Here is a 17554-nt window from a genome sequence, read left to right on the forward strand (position 1 = left end):
ATTATTTTCCGTTTGAATGGCGAATAGTCATGGTATTTTGGATGAAACCATTCTTTAGCCGACATGCTGACCGGTCACGGTTTATCCGCCAGGAACTCCAACGGCAATTCCGGTTTTCCGAACTCTCTTAATAGTTCGTTGATAGAGTTTAAATTCCTCACCACATCCGGGGTCGGCGCCAATCGTCCCGATTGGATTAAGCGGATTTGCTCGACACCGTGCAGGCGCAACTGAAAACTAAAAACCCCGATATCGTCGCAGTCCTGCAAATCCTTCGGCTCAGCCAATTGATAGGGAAGGTTGATGATATTCGATTGTTTCGATTCTTTCATAGGAGCCCATATCGCCTGTCCATGCACTTCAATTATATTTGGATTTATCCTTGTAATCAATCTCTTTATCCTCGCATCATGCCCAATTTTAACGATCAATCTGCATGGGTTCATCGTCGTTCTTCATGCGACTTTCATAGGCCAGCCACCGTTTGCGATTTTTCCATTCTTCAATCATTTTACTATCAAACCCTGTTGTCTTCACGGTCATATCAACCGCTTCCATGACGTTTGATTGAGGCGAATTTATACCTCTTCCGACAGTCAAGGCCAGGGCGAGTGCCACAAAAATAATCTCCACACCTGCGCTACGCTCCGGGTCGTATTTTTTTTGCGTCAGCCTTGCCTGCCATCCCCACGCGCAAATACTCTGCCTCTATCAAAGTCAATGAAGCTGTTGCTGAATTGGGCTTGATGCTTAACAGATTTTTAAACATTAAAACCCATCAAAAAATGGAATTTCAAAACCAAAATGGCGTGGCCGAAAAGAATGGCGCTGCCAAAGAGAACAACAAGAACGTTTCACAACCTGTTGATGTGAAAAAGCCTGGCACCAAAAACTCGGCGAGTGAGAAAACCGCCCCCAATGACAAACCGGACACGCCCGCAGATTCCAATGCCCCGGTAGCAATCGCCCAACCGGTATCCGCAGAACAACCGAAAGAAACCGCCGCAGCTCCCAAACCGGTATTGAGCCTGGAAAGCAAATTAAAGCTTGTCGAAGACCTGTACCGAAGGAGTATCCAACGCAATAACCTGATTGGCCGCATCCAGCAGCTGGAAGATTTTGAAGTAAACCTGGCGACTGAACATGACGAATTGGAAGAGAATCCCTATCAGGGCTGCAAATTAATTATCGAAGATGATAAGCAACGGCGTTTTATCACGACCACACCCGGTTTGATCCGTCTGGTGTCACAGTTTATTTATGAAGCCTGCAACCGGAAATTGGAAGAGATCGAGGCGACGATTAATTTTCCGAACGCCTAAGACGTTTCTCCATGCCTCCCGGCAACGGGAGGCATTTTTATCTTTTTTAAATCCACTGCAAGTATCGACCTACTATTATTGGGCCGATATTTTTTTATTAAAAAATAGTATCTTTAGCCAAAGCAAATCAAACAGCGATGGCAAATGCAGTAGAAGACGCGTTAAACCGGGCAAGCGCCGAGCAACGCGAACGGGCGATGGCGACGATTGGGGAAGCCCGCCGCAATATCCTCAATGCCGATATACAAATGGCCTATTCCCCGTCCGGGGATGCCGCCACGATCAAAGCGCGCAACGAGCAGATCATTGAAGAAGCACAGCGCTCGATTCCTGCTGAAACGATGCAAAGCGTTGATAGTGTATCGCCTCCAATGAACACTCCGCCGATGCATGGTATGGTGAATACCGAACCTATAGCGCTTAATCCTGAGTTCAAATCCACCATCGAAAGTATTGAGCAAGGCGGGGGTAATAATTACCTCAATCCGAATGCGGTAGACCGCGCCATGGCGCGGCAAGCTTACGAAGCACCGCAACAGGACCCGCAGGAGCAGGCCATGAGCCGATAATTTTTAATATTATTTATAAACACAAATAATATTTTTTATATTGGGTTGAATTAAATTTATCGCTCCGATGGATTTCAACCTTGACCAAACCATTTATCAATTCAACGACGAAGAAGATTTTACCATCGGCAATGCCTGCGAAGGCGTGCAGATTTTCGGCGGCATAGGCTCCGGGAAAACCAGCGGCAGCGGTGAGGCGCTTGCCCGCGCGTTCCTGCGCTCCGGCTTCGGCGGTTTGGTGCTGTGCGCCAAAAAAGACGTGCTGGACGACTGGAAACGCTACGCCCGCGAAACCGGGCGGGCCGAACAGCTTTTGATCTTCGACGGGTCGGGTAATTTCGTTTTTCCATTCCTGCAATACGAGATCGAACGCGAAGGGGAGGGAGCCGGTTATACCGATAACCTGGTGAGGCTCTTTACCACCATTTACGAGGCCATTGATCGAAGTTCCAAAAGCGAAGGCAGCGACCCGTATTGGGAACGCGCCATGCAGCAATTACTACGTAATACGATAGACCTTTGCATGATCGCGCGAGGCACGGTGTCTGTGCCGCTCATCCATGACGTGATCCTGTCCGCGCCGATCAGTCTCGCACAGATCGATACGGACGAATGGAAAAATAAAAGCCTGTGCTGGAAACTGTTATTGGAAGGCTACGGAAAGGACCTCAATAAATGGACAAGGCATGATTTCGATAGCACGGCATCGTTCTGGTTAGAAGAATACCCCAACCTTGCCGATAAAACGCGCAGCAGTATTTTATCGACGCTCACGACGATGATGGACATTTTTCTACGCAGGCCCTTCCGCATGTTGTTTTCGGAAATGCCCGAGGACCGGCGCAAGATCGCCTACCCTGAATTAACCCACCGGGGCGTGGTGATCGTTTTGAACCTGCCGGTAAAGGAATTTGGCGAGGCGGGCAGGGCGGCGCAGGTGGTCTATAAATATCTCTGGCAGCAGGCGGTGGAACGCCGGGCGACCACCAATCAAACCGTTCCGGTTTTCCTTTGGGTGGACGAGGCGCAAAATTTCGTGACGGAATACGACATGCAGTTCCAGGCAACGGCTCGCAGTACCCGCGCCTGCACGGTCTACCTGACGCAAAACCTGCCGAACTATTACGCGGTGATGGGCGGCACGCAAAGCAAATACCGGGTGGATTCGCTCATGGGCAACCTGCAAACGAAGATATGGCACGCCAACAGCGACCCGATGACGAACGAGCAGGCGGCGGAAGTGATCGGACGTAGCTGGCAGATCAGGCAAACATCCGGGGAAAGCTACGGGGCCGACTTTTTCAATATGAGCAGCGGCAGCAATGAAAGCTTTGATTATGACGTACCGCCGCAGTCATTTACCAAATTACGCAAAGGCGGTGCGCTGAATGACCGCGTGGTCGAGGCCATTATCTTTCAGAACGGGCGTATCTGGTCGAATGAAAAGACGCATCTGGTAGCAAAATTCAAACAATATGGCGCATAAAATCATAACCAAACCGTTCAGCAACGAAGATAAAATCGATAAATCCCGGAATGTCACTGGAATCAACAGGTGGGCGCAGTCCTCACGCACCATGGGTTTGATCATGCTCGTACTCGGATGGTTTACGATTCCCGTGGAAGTATTTTTACGGCGGGATTTCGGCCAACGCTGGTTTACGCCAGTCAATTTTTATGCGGGCTTTTTTTTGATGGTCGCCTTTACAGCAATGCAGGGGGTAGCCTACAGAATTATGCCAACCATACAGGAGCTGGTATGGCCTATTTTAGGTCCCCACGGCGCTTTCTACTCCTACAGCTATGCCGTGAGGGTCAAAGGGGCGGTAGAAGATATGCTGGCTACCATGTTGCTCTATTTATTGTTCAGCTGTTACCATTTGTTTAAGATCAAATGGCGTAACCAGGCCAATATTCCTTTGCATTCTTACGATGATGGCACACCAAACTTTCAATGGTTAGCCAATATAGTGGCGTGGATTTTAAATATCCTCGCTGCTCCCTTGTTATGGCTGTTTTTTTATATGCTCCCGAGAGCATTGCGCAAAGGCAAGCCTTTTCCTAAGCTCATTACAGACAAGGCCGCTTTTACCGGCATGTTTATCGAACCTGCGATTGTGTTTTTTTTCGCCTGGGTGTCTTCCAGTGTCGAAAGTCTTTGGCTGTATATTTCAGGTTTTGCGGTCTTAATTTACGCGCAATGGAAAGAGATGGCGAAAAAAAATAAATTGCTCGATTTCCAGGATGGGCGGATCGAAGCGGAGATGATGCGGGAATTGAGGAAGGGGACCACGGAAAAAACGGGCGGGAAAAAGAAAGAGCCTGTAAAAGATGCGCAGACAAAACAGCCCTTTGTGCCACACATTATCGTGCCCTATCCGGATTTGACGGCGATTATTGAAGAGATGAATAGGGAAAAGATTGGCGCACGTAGCGCGCGTTAATTGAGAAATTCGTCTAAAGCGTCATCTCAACCTTATCTTTTTCAAGCCGTTCATTGAGTAGTTTTTTCTGAAACTTTTTATCAGGTTTAATCGCGGTTTCTTCTTGCTTAGCGTTGATAGTAGTGGCGTCTTTTATAGCATTATTCTTTTTCCCAGTAAGAATAGACCTGCATTGATCATCCTCTTTTGCGCGTTGATAATCTTCTTCCATCCTGCGTTTACCGCATTCAGCTCCATTAACAGTAAACCAGGCAGCTGCTATTGACCTAAGAATACCGCGTGTCGGAACTAACGTTTCCAAGACTGAGCCTATCGCCATTCCCGCAAGTCCCCACAAGGCTAAATCCTTGTTCCAAATGGTGGGTGTTCTTACTTCTTTACCGTATTTAAGATCATGCTCCATGCCCTTCTTTTCAATGGCGGCACCCACACATCCGGCAGCAACGCCCAATCCTAAGCTTCCAACAAGTCCGCCTATTCCCCACATCTGACCAACCTCACCGCCGCATACCCCCGCGAGCACACCGATCCATAGCGAATTATTAAAAAAAGTCGGTTTTTTATCGGTAGCTAATCTGGGGTCATTAGCCATGGAACAGTCTCCTAATCTTGCTGGTCGCATTATAGCCAAAGATTGTTACAGTTTTATTACAGTATTTTAATTATTTCTAATTTATTGAGGAGAGAAGACTATACGTGAACCATACCCCCATTTAATGAGTAGGGTTTAAGCTGATATGGAAAATCTAATACTAAGTGTACTTTTCTGCACGATAATCAGTTCCAATAGGCGTAAATTCGATATTACTTTTACCGGAAAAAATATTCACTAACACTTCTTTCCATGCGAAAGTGCGCTTAGGCAACTTAACTGAATATATCGTAGGTTTAGAAGCCTCGACAACTACCATCATTGTTATGCTAACAAATCCGCCAAGCTCTATATGTAAACTATGATTACCTTCGCTAACTCTAAAGTCTTTATAATCAAGATATTCAACTGTTCCAACATTATTCCCGTCAATAAAAACATTCATGTGAGAAAATCGGCAAAACATTTCATTCCCACGAACGATTCTAACTCTGCCCATAACATTACATTAGTTAACGTTTAAATATATCTTGTCAGGATAAACTAAGCGCCCATCGCGATAGTAACCTTCGTCGGGACTTATTTTCTGGTCGAAGAAACTTACAATACTTGGCAGAGAATATCCCAATATTGCACCTGCGATTCCACCTATAATTGCTGTATTCTTATTATGTGATAATCCCGCTTGCATACCCGCTCCACCTAATGTTCCTGAGGATATTAACGGATTTACTTTTTTTGCAGCATCCAATATTTTCTGCGCCATTTCTGGTTTAGTATGTGTACCATTATGAAATACATATATGCCATAATCGTTCCTAAATGCTAAAAGTAGACCAGAGTGGTCAATTAGCGCATTTCTTGTTAAGATCTCTAATTTAACAGCAATATGTTTATTAGGATTGTTTAAGTCTTTGCCTGTGATTGCGAGGGTGAAGTCGTTATTATTTGTAATAGCCATTTTGGTAGGTATTTAGATTTAAACACAATATAAATATTAAGTTTCAATAAATCAGGATGTGTAAATAATTTAATATAAAATTCATAAAATATAAATGTTGCTGTGCCTCGCATAAGGTATCGCTAAATAATTTGGGGGAATAAGGATCAATAGAAATCTGACGGGTTGCCGTTCATTATAAATCTTCCAACCCAATTCCCGAAACAAAGAGCCCATCTTCCTGCGCATCGTTTCCCATGTCTGCCTGTACGTAGCGAACACGGTAGGTAACCAGGCATTCGTACAATGCCATGAGGTTCCGACCAGTAATCCTAATACGTTTTTGCGTGGTCACTACTTCGATACCCATATCCACTTCAAAATTAATTTCCGTGAAATAGGTGTACGGAAGAGCCTTGCGGCTACCGTCTGACAGGCGCAGTTCAAGACAAACCGGGTTTTTACTCCGGTCTGTCATAAAATACGGGGAGGCGATATTTTCTTCCTGCTCGGCGGAAGAATTAACGCTGATGCGATGGATTTTGCTCTGTTCGAGCCGCTGTCTGAAGTCCATGGGTTGCGATTTGTGGGGTTAAATAATCGTAGTGATGCGAAGTGTTTTCCGTTCCGGGATACGCCAACCGGTTCATTGCCTGAACCTGTTCCTGGCGTTTGGTCATCAGTTCCGTGGCCGATAGGCGCTCTGCCGATTGGCTGACCGCATCCAACAAATGCGCTTTATCGTCGGTATAGATAGATACGGCCTCACGTCCGCGTGAGACAGAGACGTAGAATTGCTCCAGCGACGATGCTTTGAAGGTGGCTGAGCTTTGCGAGATGATGACCTGATCTGCCGTTTTGCCTTGCGAGGCATGGGAGGTGGACACATAGCCCAAATTGAAATGTCCGAAATCCGGCGCGATGGTCGAGCCATTGGAAAGCTGAATCTGGCCTTCGGGATCGAATCCCTCGACCTGGAAAACCGAGCCGTTGAACAGGTGTTTGCCCTCATTGCTTTTACCATTAGCCGTGATACGCAATTTATCGCCCTCGGTGATCGCTAATGGCCGTGGTTCAAAGACCGAGAACTTTTTGGATTCGGCGAGGGCGAGATGGTAGTCGGCCCCGGCGGCATCCACCGCCTGCACGCCTGCTTCATCCGCCTGCGATACTTTTAGTTTTTCCCCGGCTTTTACGCCCTTGCTATGCTGGTGGAAGATCACCACATCCCCCAATCTGTAACTTTCCGGCTGCTGTTTTTCTGCTTCGGTGAGTTGACGGTTTTTGAGTATCTCAAATGTCCGGTCTTCCTGGCCGATCAGGTGATTCTCTTTGAGCTTTTCCCGAATTTTATCGGTGACGATCTCGCCTTCGGCATGGGTGGGGGCGATCACCAGCACTTCTTTCGCCGGGCCGTTACCGCCATAAGTGGCGGTACAATATTCATTAGCAACCGCGTTCACGCGCTGCGTGCTGTCCGCTATTTCCTGGATGGACCCCATCCGGTCTAACTTTTTAAACCCTTGCTCTACTTTGCCCTCGGATAGATGCTGCACGGCTTCTTTATAGGCCATGTTCTTTTGCCGCTGGATTTTGCTCACCGTGACCGGCTTAATGCCTGCTTCCTGTTGGATGATGCGCATGGCGTCCCCGCGTTCCACGCTGGTATGCTGCTTCGTATCGCCGGAAAGGATTACCCTCGCGCTTTGCGCCTGAGCAATCGCCAGGACGCGGTTCATATCCTTGTTGGACAACATGCCCGCTTCGTCAATCCAGATCACCTGGTTTTTGAATTGGGGGTGCAGGCTGGTTTGCTGCACGAGCCGCGCCACCGTGTCGGCATTGGCAAACCCCTCGCTGCGCTGCACGCCCCGGCTGGCTTCGCTCGACGGCGCGAACGAAAAGATTTGTTTGCCGCTTTCGATGATGCCGAGCTGGACTTCTTTCATCAGCGTGGTTTTTCCGGTTCCGGCTTTGCCGGTAATCAGGACGATCCCGTCCGTCGAGGATAGCGCGTGTTTCACCGCCGCTTTTTGCTGATGGTTGAGCAGTGGGTTTTGCGGCGCGTAGTGTTCATGGATGGGCCGGAATTTATTGCGGGCGGCGATGCAATGCTGAATCAGTTGCTTTTCTTCCTTCAATGCCTCCTTCGTCGTAATAAACGTGCGGAGTTTTTCGGTTACGGACAGAACATTGCTTTCCTGTCTGAACGCTTGCCGGACTTGTTCCGGCGAGGATTCGCCAATGGCGGATTTAATGGCCATGGCCAAAATTTCTTTATCACTCGCTACCGATTTGCGTTCGAGACGATGGTCTAAGGCAAATTGCACTGCGCGCTTTGCGGCCTCTTCGTCTTTCGTTGGGGCAGGTTGTTGTTTAAGGCGGAGCAGGGCGGTTTGCTCATCTGCCGTGAGCCGGGAATGCCAGGCGCTTTCCTGTTGTTCCGTCGAAAGCGGCGTTCGTTTGGCCTCGCGTGTTTTGGCACCGATCTTTGCTTTCTGCGTGTCATCGGTAATGCCGTGTTCGCGGCTATAATCTTCGATCTCCTGGGTGCGCCGCGAGAATTTTTCAAGGGTGCGCTTGTCGATCCCGGTCAGCTCGAACCCGTTCTTCGTCCGGGCGACCTGGTAACCGGCCTGCTGTAATTGCTGCGCCAGCTTTGCATGAAAGATGGCTTCGTAATAAGGCGCATCCTGCTTGGCCTGCTGAAACTGCCCGGCTTTCCATTTCTGGTCCTCGCCGTCGAACGTGGCATTGAACACGAAGCAATGGCTGTGCAAATGCGGGTCAGGCACCCCATCAATCGGGCGGGTGGTAAAATGGGTGAACTCGCCGTAGGCGAGATTGCCGGTGACGCGGTTTTCATTCTTTCCTTTCGCGCGTACACGCGCCTGCATGCCGCTTTCGATATCCGTCATCGTATCGCGCACGGCGGATTGGAACGCGCTGAGAATGATTCGTTTGTCGCTCTCATCCGCAAAGGCGTAAGCGAGGCTTACCGATTTGCTGGCATTGAACGTAAAATCATAGCCGACCGTGCGGTCGGTGTCGTTCCGCCCCGTTAGGGTTTTGCGCGTCAGCGGGTTGATATTGTCGCATAATTGCGCGAAGGCTTTTTTATCGATGCTGCCGGTCAGGCCGAGATTTTCGGCGGCTTTTCCACCCCATCTACCGATCAGCTCTCTGCCTTCGCCGTAATAGCTGAACGCCGCCGAATGGCCCTCTTTATAATACTGCTCGCAGTAATATTTCTTAGCGCCGGAAGCGGATTTGTTCATGGTTATGCGTAACATTTCTGCCTGATTTCCTGCATATTACGACGCGTTTTTGACTCTGCAAAATTTTGGTCTGACGTGGATTAACGTGGTTTGATATGGTATTTTCGTAAGGCCTTTTTCTGCATGGCTGAGGGTTACGCCGCCCTTATCGCTGGTGATATGTCCAATGCGGAAACCAGCATCTTTGTCCTGCACAATTGTCGCGAGGCGATGGGCTGTTTCCTCTATTTGCCGGTGCCCGCTATAGCTAAATGGCTATCGGGGGACTGCCTGAGATTACGTATTGCTCACCGCATCGTTCGCGGCGTAGGCGGGGCTGATCCTGTCCTTTTCATGAGAAGCTGAAGCTGCCGCCGCGCACCTATCAATACTCTGTAGACGCTCTGACCCAGAGACGGATTCGTTTTGGACAAAATTAAGTGTGTAAACCCCGCCTATGATGAACTATTTACATCGGACGGACATTCCCGGTACGGTTTCGAGCAGACAGCGAAAAAAAATAACTACGAGCCTTGATCGACAGAGCCTCGATAATTAGCCTTAGCGCTATTAATGTTTATTAGTTAGACTTATTGATATATTTTATTGCTTTTTCTTTATAGTACATAAACAGTAATGACGTTGTAATTAACTTGTTTCCAGGCGTGAGGCCTTGCAGTACATATTATGATTCACTTATAAAGCGAGTGCAAAGATGGATAAGCGAAATGTCGTGAGGCTATATATAACATACTTCATCCTGCTTTTAGCGGCTTTTCAAATTAATGATACGTCGCACTCATTAGTTGCTACAAAAAAATTTATGGAGGATTCGAAGGTTGGCGATGGGTTAAGCCCAGAAGATGCCGACTTTATGGATAGCATTAGTGTTGATCTAAAATCTGAAGAGATAACCCGCCCTGCTGGTGCGCCAAACACAAATAAGTTGATTGTCGAAAAATCAGAAAATGATTGAATTATAAAGAAATAATTGGCTGACTATAATAATGTTTTTTGGTATCTTGTCCTATCAAAAAATATCGACGTGAAAAATAAGTTTTCCTTCCTGATCTGCTTGATATTCCTTCTCTTTATGCAATCTGCATGTAAGCGTCATGATGAATCTCCGGCATCACCTACTGACGATTTTAACGCAACTTTAAATATAGCAGGTGACGGATTAAGCCCGGAAGATGCCGACTTCATGGATAGTATCAGTGTAGATATTTCGCACGATGATATTTTCTTTTCTGATGGCACACCAAAGTATCCAGATGCTGCAATAATTCAACAAGGCGAAAAAGTTCAATTTACAAATCCTATACTTACCACTCTCGGAACCAATAAATCTTTAACGGCATTGGCCAGAGATCTACTGATTGACGACATGTGGGTTAATGTGGTTGAACTTAGTGCTGAAAAAATCTTTGTAACTCACCCTGATGATGGTGAACTTAGTCCCAAGCATATGGGCTATGCCTATAGCTATGGTCAGCGTGATTACGGGCACAGGCTTCCGCCTCCTGATGGAAATTTGCTACATAGAAAATATTCCGTTTTTGGTACCGATTGTTCCGGATTAATGATTAATCTTTCAAGAAATGCCGGCGTGCAAATTTCTGATTGCATCTCCATCACTTTTGAAGGAGCGCTAAGACAAGCATTAGCAAAAAAAACTGCTTATACTGGTATGCGAGTTTGTAATCTTGGAGCGTTAAGTCCTGACCAATTCAAAAATTGTGACTATATAATTTGGCCAGGCAAAAGACATATTGGAATGTTAAGTAATTCAACTAAGGGCTGGGTTGTTTTTTCGTCACACGGGACGCCGGTACCTCTTTCGCTGCAAGATCAGATGAACAACTGGGGGCCAAAAAGAGGAGTGCACGCTATTTCTCTTTCTAAGGCTTTATCAAACCCGTATTGGAAAACGGGCTATCAGATCGTTCGCATAGTCGCAATTGGTGACCAAATGCTCGGTGGTAGCCTATTTTATTTAGATAATACTAATCAGCACGGACTCATAGCTGCAACACAAGATCAAAGTACTAATTATACAATTCCGCATGACATACCGGAGACAGGAAATGTAACTACTACTGGTAATGAATCTGCAATTTACAGTGGTTTAACGAACACACAAAAATTAATAAGTTCAAATACTGCGGCTAAAGGAGTCGCTCTCCTGTGCTCGAATTACAAAGGTGGCGGTTATTCGGATTGGTATTTGCCATCGAGTCTCGAATTGGCCGAATTATATAAACAAAAAGACATTGTAGGTGGCTTTTTGTCGAATTATTATGCTTCATCGACTTGGATAGTTAATCCCGATCCAGACTATTATGGTACTGGAAAAGGTGCAACGTTCATAGCGATTTCATTTCTGAATTTCAGTAATGGATCATCTTATTCGGTTGATGGGAATGCTCGGGGCGGTGCACCTGTTTATCCGCCTTCAAATATACGTGCAGTTCGCAAATTTTAAAGCTATTACCTTTCTAATATTGATAATTAGCAATGGGATAAAATGAAAACTGTTCTCTCACTTAACATTATTTTGATTGCATCGACACTCGCGTTTTTTGTTGGGTGCACAGAACAAAACCCTTCAGTAATAGTCCAGCAAACTTCTCCTTGAGCCGCCCCCTATAAATAGGTCCACATTCAGAGTTAGTCTGGATAGATTAAGGACCATGGATAGGGAGTATTTTAATGGCAAGGAAGCGATATACGGCTGAGCAGATTATTGGGTATTTACGACAAGCTGAAGTGCTGCTTGGTCAAGGGCAGAACATGGCGGATGTGTTGCGTGCATTGGATGTCACGGGGAACACGTATTACCGGTGGCGCAAAGAATATGGCGGACTGGGGTTGGATCAGGCTCGGCGCCTGAAGGAGCTTGAGCAGGAGAATGCGCGGTTAAAGCGCGCCGTTGCGAATCTGACGCTAGATAATCTGATCCTGAAGGAAGTATCGACGGGAAAGTTCTAACCAGTCCCGAGCGGCGACGGGAGGCTGTGATCTATGCGCAGCAGAAGCTGGGGATCACAGAGCGGCAGGCATGTGCGGCTCTGGGGCAAAGTCGTGGATTACAGCGGCGACAGTCAATACGAGCAGATGATGAAGAAGCGCTCACCGCCGATATTATTACTCTGGCCAGGCAGTATGGTCGTTACGGCTACAAACGGATTACGGCGCTACTGCGCACGCAAGGCTGGGTCGTCAATCACAAGCGGGTGGAACGGATCTGGCGGCAGGAGGGCCTCAAGGTTCCAACGCGGCATAAGAAGAAAGGTCGCTTGTATCTGAATGATGGCTCATGCATCCGGCTGCGTCCATGCTGGCCCAACCATGTATGGGCGTATGACTTCGTGGCGGAGCGTCTCACGGATGGAACCAAGATCCGGACATTAACGGTGGTGGATGAATACACGCGTGAATGCCTGTCCTTACGAACGGGCTACTGTTTAAAATCGGACGATGTGATGTCGGTGCTGACAGAGTTATTTACAACTCGCGGCGTTCCCGATCACATCCGTTCCGACAACGGCTCCGAGTTTACCGCCAAGTCGATCAGATCCTGGCTGGAAAGACTTGGCATCAAGACCTTGTATATCGAGCCCGGCAGCCCGTGGGAGAATGGATATAATGAGAGCTTCAATGGTCGCCTGCGCGATGAGTGCCTAAACGCGGAGACGTTCCATACACTGAAGGAAGCCCAGGTGATCCTGGAACAGTGGCGGCATCATTATAACCACATCCGTCCCCACACCAGTCTCGGGTACAAGCCACCCGCACCGCTGGCCCGCATGAAGGAAGGGGCCTACGCTTACGCTTCGGCCCCTTCCTTCATGCCTCCATACACCCAATCCTGTAACTTAATCTCTGGACCTAATAATGGGGGTTGACCATCCTCAGGTAGAAGAAAAAGAAGTGGGGCTCACGACATCCGACGGCGAATATCAATTATGGGAAAGCTTTCCCGTAGTTGAAACCCGATCTTCAGACCTAAAAACAATTGAAGGCGGTAATTTAAATGAATGGATTAAGTCGCACCCTTTAAATTTTAATTTTGACAAATCTTCTAATGAGCCAAAAACGCAGTATCAGCCAGATTAAAGCAAAATCCATCAATAAATGAGAAATTATAAGTCACTTAATACAATCTTGTTTGCTTCCATAATTATTTTGTTTATTGGCTGCAAAAAAAAAGAACAACTCCCTTCAGCAACAGACGATAAAGTTACGCAGGAAAAAGAAGTAGGGCTCACAACAGCCGATGGTGAATATCAATTATGGGAAAGCTTTCCTATTGATTCAACTTGGCGACTCTCAGACTTAAAAACAATAGAAGGTGGCAGCCTTGACGAATGGATAAAGACCCACCCATTAAATTTCAACCAATCCAATAATTTGTTGAAAACACAATCTGAATCTCAGCAATCTACATCCACTGGCTCAGCTCTAAATGATTTGATCAATAAATGCAAAAGAGCTGCTTTTGATCTGGCCCTGCGATATCCGTCGGAGATCGCAGAATTTCATACTAAGTTTCCAAATGTGGTCGGACAAGATAGGCTTGCTTACGTTTGGTACGCTAGTGATATTAATCAGCAGCATCAATGCAGTGAAGATCCAAATGAAACTGACTGCAACTGTGACGTGGCGAGATATGGCCTTGATTGCTCCGGCTTAATCTACCAAGTATTTAATAGGGCGGGACTACTTATTGCCAGAATGAATACTGGCGGGTATGCAAATATAAGCAACTGGAATTCTGCATTAGATAAATCGACCATTTATTCTGGCATTAAGGCCATTGATATTACCAAGGGTCTCAATATAAAGTATGACCTCCGTGAAGGTGATATAGTGGTCCGGGCTGGTCACCATATGGGAATGGTTTTTGATAGCCAAATTAGCAACCAATCCAGTAGAATAATTTTGAATTCTTTTGGTAAACCCAAAAATGACTGCAAAACAAATTCTGATATAAAGCATGGACCGGTCGCCATGAATCCGGATGACGATGGACTTAAATCTCTTTTCGGCAGGGGGTATAAAGTCTTTCGGTTTACCAACCCCCAATCGCAATACACATTATTAACATCACTAAGAATCAATCTCGTTTTTGCTGCAAGCGGGCCAAAACCATCATTTGTATACGCTGAATATTTTTTGGGAGCAACAGTCTATGACTCTAAAGGCCAGACTGTGCCTGGTGTTACTGTAAGATTTACTTCGGACATGGAAAAATACCTTAGCTTCGATCATCCTACTATGGCTACTCCTGTTACGAATAACCGACTTAGAGTTAGTGACCGATCCATTCCTGTATTAATAGTCTCTGCTACAATGCCAGACGGAACTTTTCTCGAAGATACACGCCAACCATCTTTTTCCTTTGATATAAACCAACCGTCCATTGCCGTTGGTAGTACCACTAAGATAACTATGTCGGTAATAAACAAGAATATTAATTAGAACAGACATCTTCCCTTATAGCGCCTATAAGGATGTTTAGAGTTTAAATACAAAACCAATTTTGGGCATTACCCTGCCCGCGATTTCATCGGGGTCAGGGTCGGGCTTTCCGCTGTATCTTCTTCGAAGGATGCCGCTTCAATCCGCTAATGCATTTCCCACGCCGTCAAAACCGCCTCGCTCATTCGCTGCGTTTACTTCGCTCTTTCGTTCAGCAATTTTTCCGGCCGCGCTGCAAGAGCCTTGTTGCCGGTGCCAATCCCGCGATCCCAAATTTGATCGCACGCTTCGTTTACCCCCCCCCAAAAAAAATTCCAGCTTATCGGCAGCAGGGCGCTTGCACTTCCCAGGTTGATTAAAGGGTAGCCATTCCCGCAGGTTAAGCTCTCTAAGGTTGCACCCACCGCTTCCATGCGCAAATTACTCGTCAACCACACCACCAAATTAGGAATGAGTTTTACGCTGATGGGCGAGACACGGTTGCTATATCGTTACGGTTCAGAGCGTATAATTTATCAAGACATTGAGTGATCCTTAAATGCCTTTTTAAGTGGTTGAATTTTATTCAAGAAAAATTTTCCGTGTAGAAGATAATTTTGTTTTTACATGCTGATGTTGCGCGAATTGAGAATTTGAAACGCCTTTATTAAGAAGAGTATGTGCTTCAAATATTGCTTCACTTTTGTCGAGGTTTTTGCAGAACTCATCGTAATTCACTTTGTGATTTGAAATTTTAATATCCACATGGAAATGCGAACTCATATCCAGTAGAGATTTTTTTAGCTCTGTATGGGCTTGTTTCATCGATATATTGAGTTTTTCTGAATATATGCATTTATCAGAGCCCAAATTACTCTCTTCCTTCAGAAAATTTCTTTCAATTATCGAATTCTCTTTATGATAAGCTTTTGTTTTTGTTGACCAAGAATATATATCTTGTTCCCATATTTTGCCGTTTGATGAGATTGGTCGTTTAAACTCAATCTTCGTAATAAATCCGTTTTGAGAACAAATAACATTGACGGAAGAATCGTACCTTTTGTCTTTCATAGCCTTGTCTCCTAATTTATAAATTTTTTATAGCCGTTCCTCTATCAAAATCATACTTTTTAAGAAAAGGTTAATAGGTAGGGTTCGCTGGAACGGTATCGTTCATTATCACGATGCAAAAATGATATAAACGCCAAAAAGCATCCGTATTCTTAATAGTTAGTTGATCTCCTACAATTTGATAGGTTGAAGTATCGCGATCAGGATATATAGCATAAATTGTTGAATTGGGTGGTAAGGTCTTGTAGGTAGACTTAAAAGTAGTAAATTTTTGCATTGAGGAATCAATCTCAGCAAGGCTATTGAGCGTTTTAAATTTACTTAGATATATTGCGCTTAGAAAAACCTCTGAGTTTGGCTTTGACTGAGCCACGTACTGTTTATATTCTTCTAATATCGCATCATTTTCTTTTTTAAAGCTATCAACAGGAGCTTTTTGGGTACTATCTACCGCGACGGTGTCTGGATAATTTTTGACGGAATTTTGCGTTCCAACACAGCCGCTGAAACACGAAAGAATACCACTTAGTAAAAGCCAATATTGGCACTTTTTATGTAAGTAGCGGAAAACTCGGTAATAACTTTGGTGTGTTAGGGGAATACGAACTTGTTTGAATTGAGCAACTGGCATATTGAGAATGTTTAAATTTATGTAGTATTACTTGGCCACCTTCCTTATTAATAAATTTCGTTTCAAGTTTAACGTCAGATTTTCTTTGGTATATTATCTTACTCGGCAATATAATATTAGTGTTTCTCTCCTTATCAATACCTTCATCAAAATGGAGATGCCTCGCAGCCCACGCCATTGTTTCAGCCTCGTGTTTTTCTAAATCGCCAATATGGTTATAAGTTTGATCATCCTGATATTGATAGAATGGGACAATATATCGTCCAGTGCGATTATAATTTTGGTTTGATGCAACAGGATAAAATATAGATTTATTTACGAGATAAGATTGGTTTTTTTCAAAAGTATTATCTTTAGCATATTCATCATTTTTTTTCTTAATATCCTTCGCCATTTTCGGCAGCCCAAGGATTTCTCGCAAAAAATCTTCTATAGGTTCTTTAGATAATTCCACCAAAATTGCTTTACCTAATTCCTCAAGGATGTCGATTATCCAAGATTGAGCAAAAAGCGATTCAGGATTAACAATTGCAGTGGCGCTAAGCAGTGAGGTAATTTTAATAAATTCTTTGCGTTCCATATTGTAATAGTTTTAGTTCTATAAATATAGAAAAAATCGTATAATTTATAAATACGAATGATATTTTTTCGAATTAAAATAACTTATTTAACTCGCGTGCACGCCTGATTTTTAGCGGTGGGATATTGAGCTTTTTATTTGTCTGATTCATTTTGATCGTTGCTTTAAGAAAATTTAATACGCGGGAAGGTTGGCTTCATACGTGATTCGTGCAGCTATATTCATCCCCAGATGATCAGTTGCCTTATAATGTCCGTTTACTTACAGATAGCAAGTCTCATATCGTTTAATTCCGCTAATGCATTTCCCACGCCGTCAAAACCGCCTCACTCATTCGCTGCGTTTACTCCGCTCTTTCGTTCCGCGATTTTTCCGGCCGCGCTACAAGAGTCTTGCTGCCGGTGCCAACCCAGCAATCCCGAATTTGATCGTACACTTCGTTTAACCCACAAATTTCCCGCTTACCGGCAGCAAGGCACTTGCACTTCCCACCACGGGAAGAAGGCGGTTTAAGAGGAACCAAGCCCTGCGGGTGCCGCGCACGGTAACGGTAACCGTGAAGGCAGTCCCCCTTAAACCGATATCGGCATTTCTTTTTTGGCTGGCTCAGCCAGGATTTTATATGGCATTTTTTGTTGGTTTGATTTCATTTGGCCTTTGACGAGGCAAATTTATCCCTCTTCGG

General features: G+C 45.4%; 20 protein-coding genes. 9 read left to right on the forward strand and 11 right to left on the reverse strand.

The window, feature by feature from the left end:
* Positions 1 to 74: 74 nt before the first annotated feature.
* Together MUCPA_RS28135 and MUCPA_RS28140 are read right to left on the reverse strand one after the other, a co-directional pair.
* A complete protein-coding gene (locus tag MUCPA_RS28135; RefSeq protein ID WP_008511113.1) occupies positions 75 to 332 on the reverse strand; it encodes a hypothetical protein in 258 nt (85 codons plus the stop codon).
* Between the two features lie 88 nt (positions 333 to 420).
* Positions 421 to 558 carry a hypothetical protein gene (locus MUCPA_RS28140; RefSeq protein WP_008511115.1) on the reverse strand — a complete coding sequence of 46 codons (138 nt, stop codon included), beginning with the start codon at positions 556 to 558 and terminating at the stop codon, positions 421 to 423.
* A 227-nt stretch (positions 559 to 785) separates the two neighbouring features.
* Between MUCPA_RS28140 and MUCPA_RS28145 the strand changes: the two genes are divergently transcribed.
* The 4 genes from MUCPA_RS28145 (at position 786) to MUCPA_RS28160 (ending at position 4335) form a co-directional block, all read left to right on the forward strand.
* Positions 786 to 1322, forward strand: a complete 537-nt coding sequence (locus MUCPA_RS28145; protein ID WP_008511117.1) for a hypothetical protein — start codon at positions 786 to 788, stop codon at positions 1320 to 1322.
* A gap of 137 nt (positions 1323 to 1459) precedes the next feature.
* Positions 1460 to 1891 (forward strand): hypothetical protein, encoded by a 432-nt coding sequence (locus MUCPA_RS28150; protein ID WP_008511121.1) that lies wholly within the window; start codon positions 1460 to 1462, stop codon positions 1889 to 1891.
* A 67-nt stretch (positions 1892 to 1958) separates the two neighbouring features.
* Entirely contained in the window at positions 1959 to 3377 is a 1419-nt protein-coding gene (locus MUCPA_RS28155; RefSeq protein WP_008511122.1) for a type IV secretory system conjugative DNA transfer family protein, read from the forward strand.
* Positions 3367 to 4335 (forward strand): hypothetical protein, encoded by a 969-nt coding sequence (locus MUCPA_RS28160; protein ID WP_008511125.1) that lies wholly within the window; start codon positions 3367 to 3369, stop codon positions 4333 to 4335. Before MUCPA_RS28155 ends, MUCPA_RS28160 begins: the two co-directional genes overlap by 11 nt.
* Before the next feature lie 13 nt (positions 4336 to 4348).
* Here the strand turns inward: MUCPA_RS28160 and MUCPA_RS28165 are convergent, their stop codons facing one another.
* From MUCPA_RS28165 to mobF, 5 genes are all read right to left on the reverse strand, one after another.
* Positions 4349 to 4927 (reverse strand): hypothetical protein, encoded by a 579-nt coding sequence (locus MUCPA_RS28165; RefSeq protein ID WP_040626569.1) that lies wholly within the window; start codon positions 4925 to 4927, stop codon positions 4349 to 4351.
* 160 nt (positions 4928 to 5087) lie between these two features.
* Positions 5088 to 5426 (reverse strand): PEGA domain-containing protein, encoded by a 339-nt coding sequence (locus MUCPA_RS28170; RefSeq protein WP_008511128.1) that lies wholly within the window; start codon positions 5424 to 5426, stop codon positions 5088 to 5090.
* Positions 5427 to 5435: 9 nt separating this feature from the next.
* Positions 5436 to 5888, reverse strand: coding sequence for a hypothetical protein (locus tag MUCPA_RS28175; RefSeq protein ID WP_008511131.1), 453 nt, complete (start codon positions 5886 to 5888; stop codon positions 5436 to 5438).
* A 175-nt stretch (positions 5889 to 6063) separates the two neighbouring features.
* Positions 6064 to 6441 (reverse strand): hypothetical protein, encoded by a 378-nt coding sequence (locus tag MUCPA_RS28180; RefSeq protein WP_008511133.1) that lies wholly within the window; start codon positions 6439 to 6441, stop codon positions 6064 to 6066.
* The gene (gene mobF, locus MUCPA_RS28185; RefSeq protein ID WP_008511134.1) at positions 6389 to 9160 is read right to left on the reverse strand and encodes a MobF family relaxase; all 2772 of its coding nucleotides are present in this window, start codon (positions 9158 to 9160) and stop codon (positions 6389 to 6391) included. Before mobF ends, MUCPA_RS28180 begins: the two co-directional genes overlap by 53 nt.
* Before the next feature lie 679 nt (positions 9161 to 9839).
* On the opposite strand from mobF, the gene MUCPA_RS28195 reads away from it, so the two are divergent.
* From MUCPA_RS28195 to MUCPA_RS28220, 5 genes are all read left to right on the forward strand, one after another.
* Positions 9840 to 10100, forward strand: a complete 261-nt coding sequence (locus tag MUCPA_RS28195; RefSeq protein ID WP_008511137.1) for a hypothetical protein — start codon at positions 9840 to 9842, stop codon at positions 10098 to 10100.
* 15 nt (positions 10101 to 10115) lie between these two features.
* Positions 10116 to 11609 (forward strand): hypothetical protein, encoded by a 1494-nt coding sequence (locus MUCPA_RS28200; protein WP_008511139.1) that lies wholly within the window; start codon positions 10116 to 10118, stop codon positions 11607 to 11609.
* A gap of 227 nt (positions 11610 to 11836) precedes the next feature.
* Positions 11837 to 13032 (forward strand): IS3 family transposase gene (locus MUCPA_RS28210; protein WP_085983328.1). Its coding sequence is split into 2 segments (ribosomal slippage): positions 11837 to 12109 and positions 12112 to 13032, totalling 1194 coding nucleotides; the frame shifts between segments, so codons are not numbered across the junction.
* Positions 13022 to 13243, forward strand: coding sequence for a hypothetical protein (locus MUCPA_RS28215; RefSeq protein WP_008511144.1), 222 nt, complete (start codon positions 13022 to 13024; stop codon positions 13241 to 13243). The genes MUCPA_RS28210 and MUCPA_RS28215 overlap by 11 nt, the downstream gene beginning before the upstream one ends.
* An 18-nt stretch (positions 13244 to 13261) precedes the next feature.
* Complete coding sequence (locus MUCPA_RS28220; protein WP_008511146.1) at positions 13262 to 14608, forward strand: C40 family peptidase; 1347 nt, start codon at positions 13262 to 13264, stop codon at positions 14606 to 14608.
* A gap of 194 nt (positions 14609 to 14802) precedes the next feature.
* Here the strand turns inward: MUCPA_RS28220 and MUCPA_RS28225 are convergent, their stop codons facing one another.
* From MUCPA_RS28225 to MUCPA_RS28240, 4 genes are all read right to left on the reverse strand, one after another.
* Positions 14803 to 15021, reverse strand: a complete 219-nt coding sequence (locus MUCPA_RS28225) for a hypothetical protein (RefSeq protein WP_008511148.1) — start codon at positions 15019 to 15021, stop codon at positions 14803 to 14805.
* Between the two features lie 148 nt (positions 15022 to 15169).
* Positions 15170 to 15658 carry a hypothetical protein gene (locus MUCPA_RS28230; RefSeq protein ID WP_008511150.1) on the reverse strand — a complete coding sequence of 163 codons (489 nt, stop codon included), beginning with the start codon at positions 15656 to 15658 and terminating at the stop codon, positions 15170 to 15172.
* A gap of 70 nt (positions 15659 to 15728) precedes the next feature.
* Positions 15729 to 16289, reverse strand: a complete 561-nt coding sequence (locus MUCPA_RS37950) for a hypothetical protein (protein ID WP_157544000.1) — start codon at positions 16287 to 16289, stop codon at positions 15729 to 15731.
* Positions 16210 to 16869 (reverse strand): hypothetical protein, encoded by a 660-nt coding sequence (locus MUCPA_RS28240; protein WP_008511151.1) that lies wholly within the window; start codon positions 16867 to 16869, stop codon positions 16210 to 16212. Before MUCPA_RS28240 ends, MUCPA_RS37950 begins: the two co-directional genes overlap by 80 nt.
* Between the last annotated feature and the right edge of the window lie 685 nt (positions 16870 to 17554).

It is taken from the genome of Mucilaginibacter paludis DSM 18603 (assembly GCF_000166195.2).
GTDB lineage: Bacteria > Bacteroidota > Bacteroidia > Sphingobacteriales > Sphingobacteriaceae > Mucilaginibacter > Mucilaginibacter paludis.

What these genes read in the sequence shown, in the direction of transcription:
- MUCPA_RS28135 (WP_008511113.1), bottom strand. Translation starts at nt 332, where the DNA reads ATGAAAGAATCGAAACAATCGAATATCATCAACCTTCCCTATCAATTG.
- MUCPA_RS28140 (WP_008511115.1), bottom strand. Translation starts at nt 558, where the DNA reads ATGGAAGCGGTTGATATGACCGTGAAGACAACAGGGTTTGATAGTAAA.
- MUCPA_RS28145 (WP_008511117.1), top strand. Translation starts at nt 786, where the DNA reads ATGGAATTTCAAAACCAAAATGGCGTGGCCGAAAAGAATGGCGCTGCC.
- MUCPA_RS28150 (WP_008511121.1), top strand. Translation starts at nt 1,460, where the DNA reads ATGGCAAATGCAGTAGAAGACGCGTTAAACCGGGCAAGCGCCGAGCAA.
- MUCPA_RS28155 (WP_008511122.1), top strand. Translation starts at nt 1,959, where the DNA reads ATGGATTTCAACCTTGACCAAACCATTTATCAATTCAACGACGAAGAA.
- MUCPA_RS28160 (WP_008511125.1), top strand. Translation starts at nt 3,367, where the DNA reads ATGGCGCATAAAATCATAACCAAACCGTTCAGCAACGAAGATAAAATC.
- MUCPA_RS28165 (WP_040626569.1), bottom strand. Translation starts at nt 4,927, where the DNA reads ATGGCTAATGACCCCAGATTAGCTACCGATAAAAAACCGACTTTTTTT.
- MUCPA_RS28170 (WP_008511128.1), bottom strand. Translation starts at nt 5,426, where the DNA reads ATGGGCAGAGTTAGAATCGTTCGTGGGAATGAAATGTTTTGCCGATTT.
- MUCPA_RS28175 (WP_008511131.1), bottom strand. Translation starts at nt 5,888, where the DNA reads ATGGCTATTACAAATAATAACGACTTCACCCTCGCAATCACAGGCAAA.
- MUCPA_RS28180 (WP_008511133.1), bottom strand. Translation starts at nt 6,441, where the DNA reads ATGGACTTCAGACAGCGGCTCGAACAGAGCAAAATCCATCGCATCAGC.
- mobF (WP_008511134.1), bottom strand. Translation starts at nt 9,160, where the DNA reads ATGTTACGCATAACCATGAACAAATCCGCTTCCGGCGCTAAGAAATAT.
- MUCPA_RS28195 (WP_008511137.1), top strand. Translation starts at nt 9,840, where the DNA reads ATGGATAAGCGAAATGTCGTGAGGCTATATATAACATACTTCATCCTG.
- MUCPA_RS28215 (WP_008511144.1), top strand. Translation starts at nt 13,022, where the DNA reads ATGGGGGTTGACCATCCTCAGGTAGAAGAAAAAGAAGTGGGGCTCACG.
- MUCPA_RS28220 (WP_008511146.1), top strand. Translation starts at nt 13,262, where the DNA reads ATGAGAAATTATAAGTCACTTAATACAATCTTGTTTGCTTCCATAATT.
- MUCPA_RS28225 (WP_008511148.1), bottom strand. Translation starts at nt 15,021, where the DNA reads ATGGAAGCGGTGGGTGCAACCTTAGAGAGCTTAACCTGCGGGAATGGC.
- MUCPA_RS28230 (WP_008511150.1), bottom strand. Translation starts at nt 15,658, where the DNA reads ATGAAAGACAAAAGGTACGATTCTTCCGTCAATGTTATTTGTTCTCAA.
- MUCPA_RS37950 (WP_157544000.1), bottom strand. Translation starts at nt 16,289, where the DNA reads ATGCCAGTTGCTCAATTCAAACAAGTTCGTATTCCCCTAACACACCAA.
- MUCPA_RS28240 (WP_008511151.1), bottom strand. Translation starts at nt 16,869, where the DNA reads ATGGAACGCAAAGAATTTATTAAAATTACCTCACTGCTTAGCGCCACT.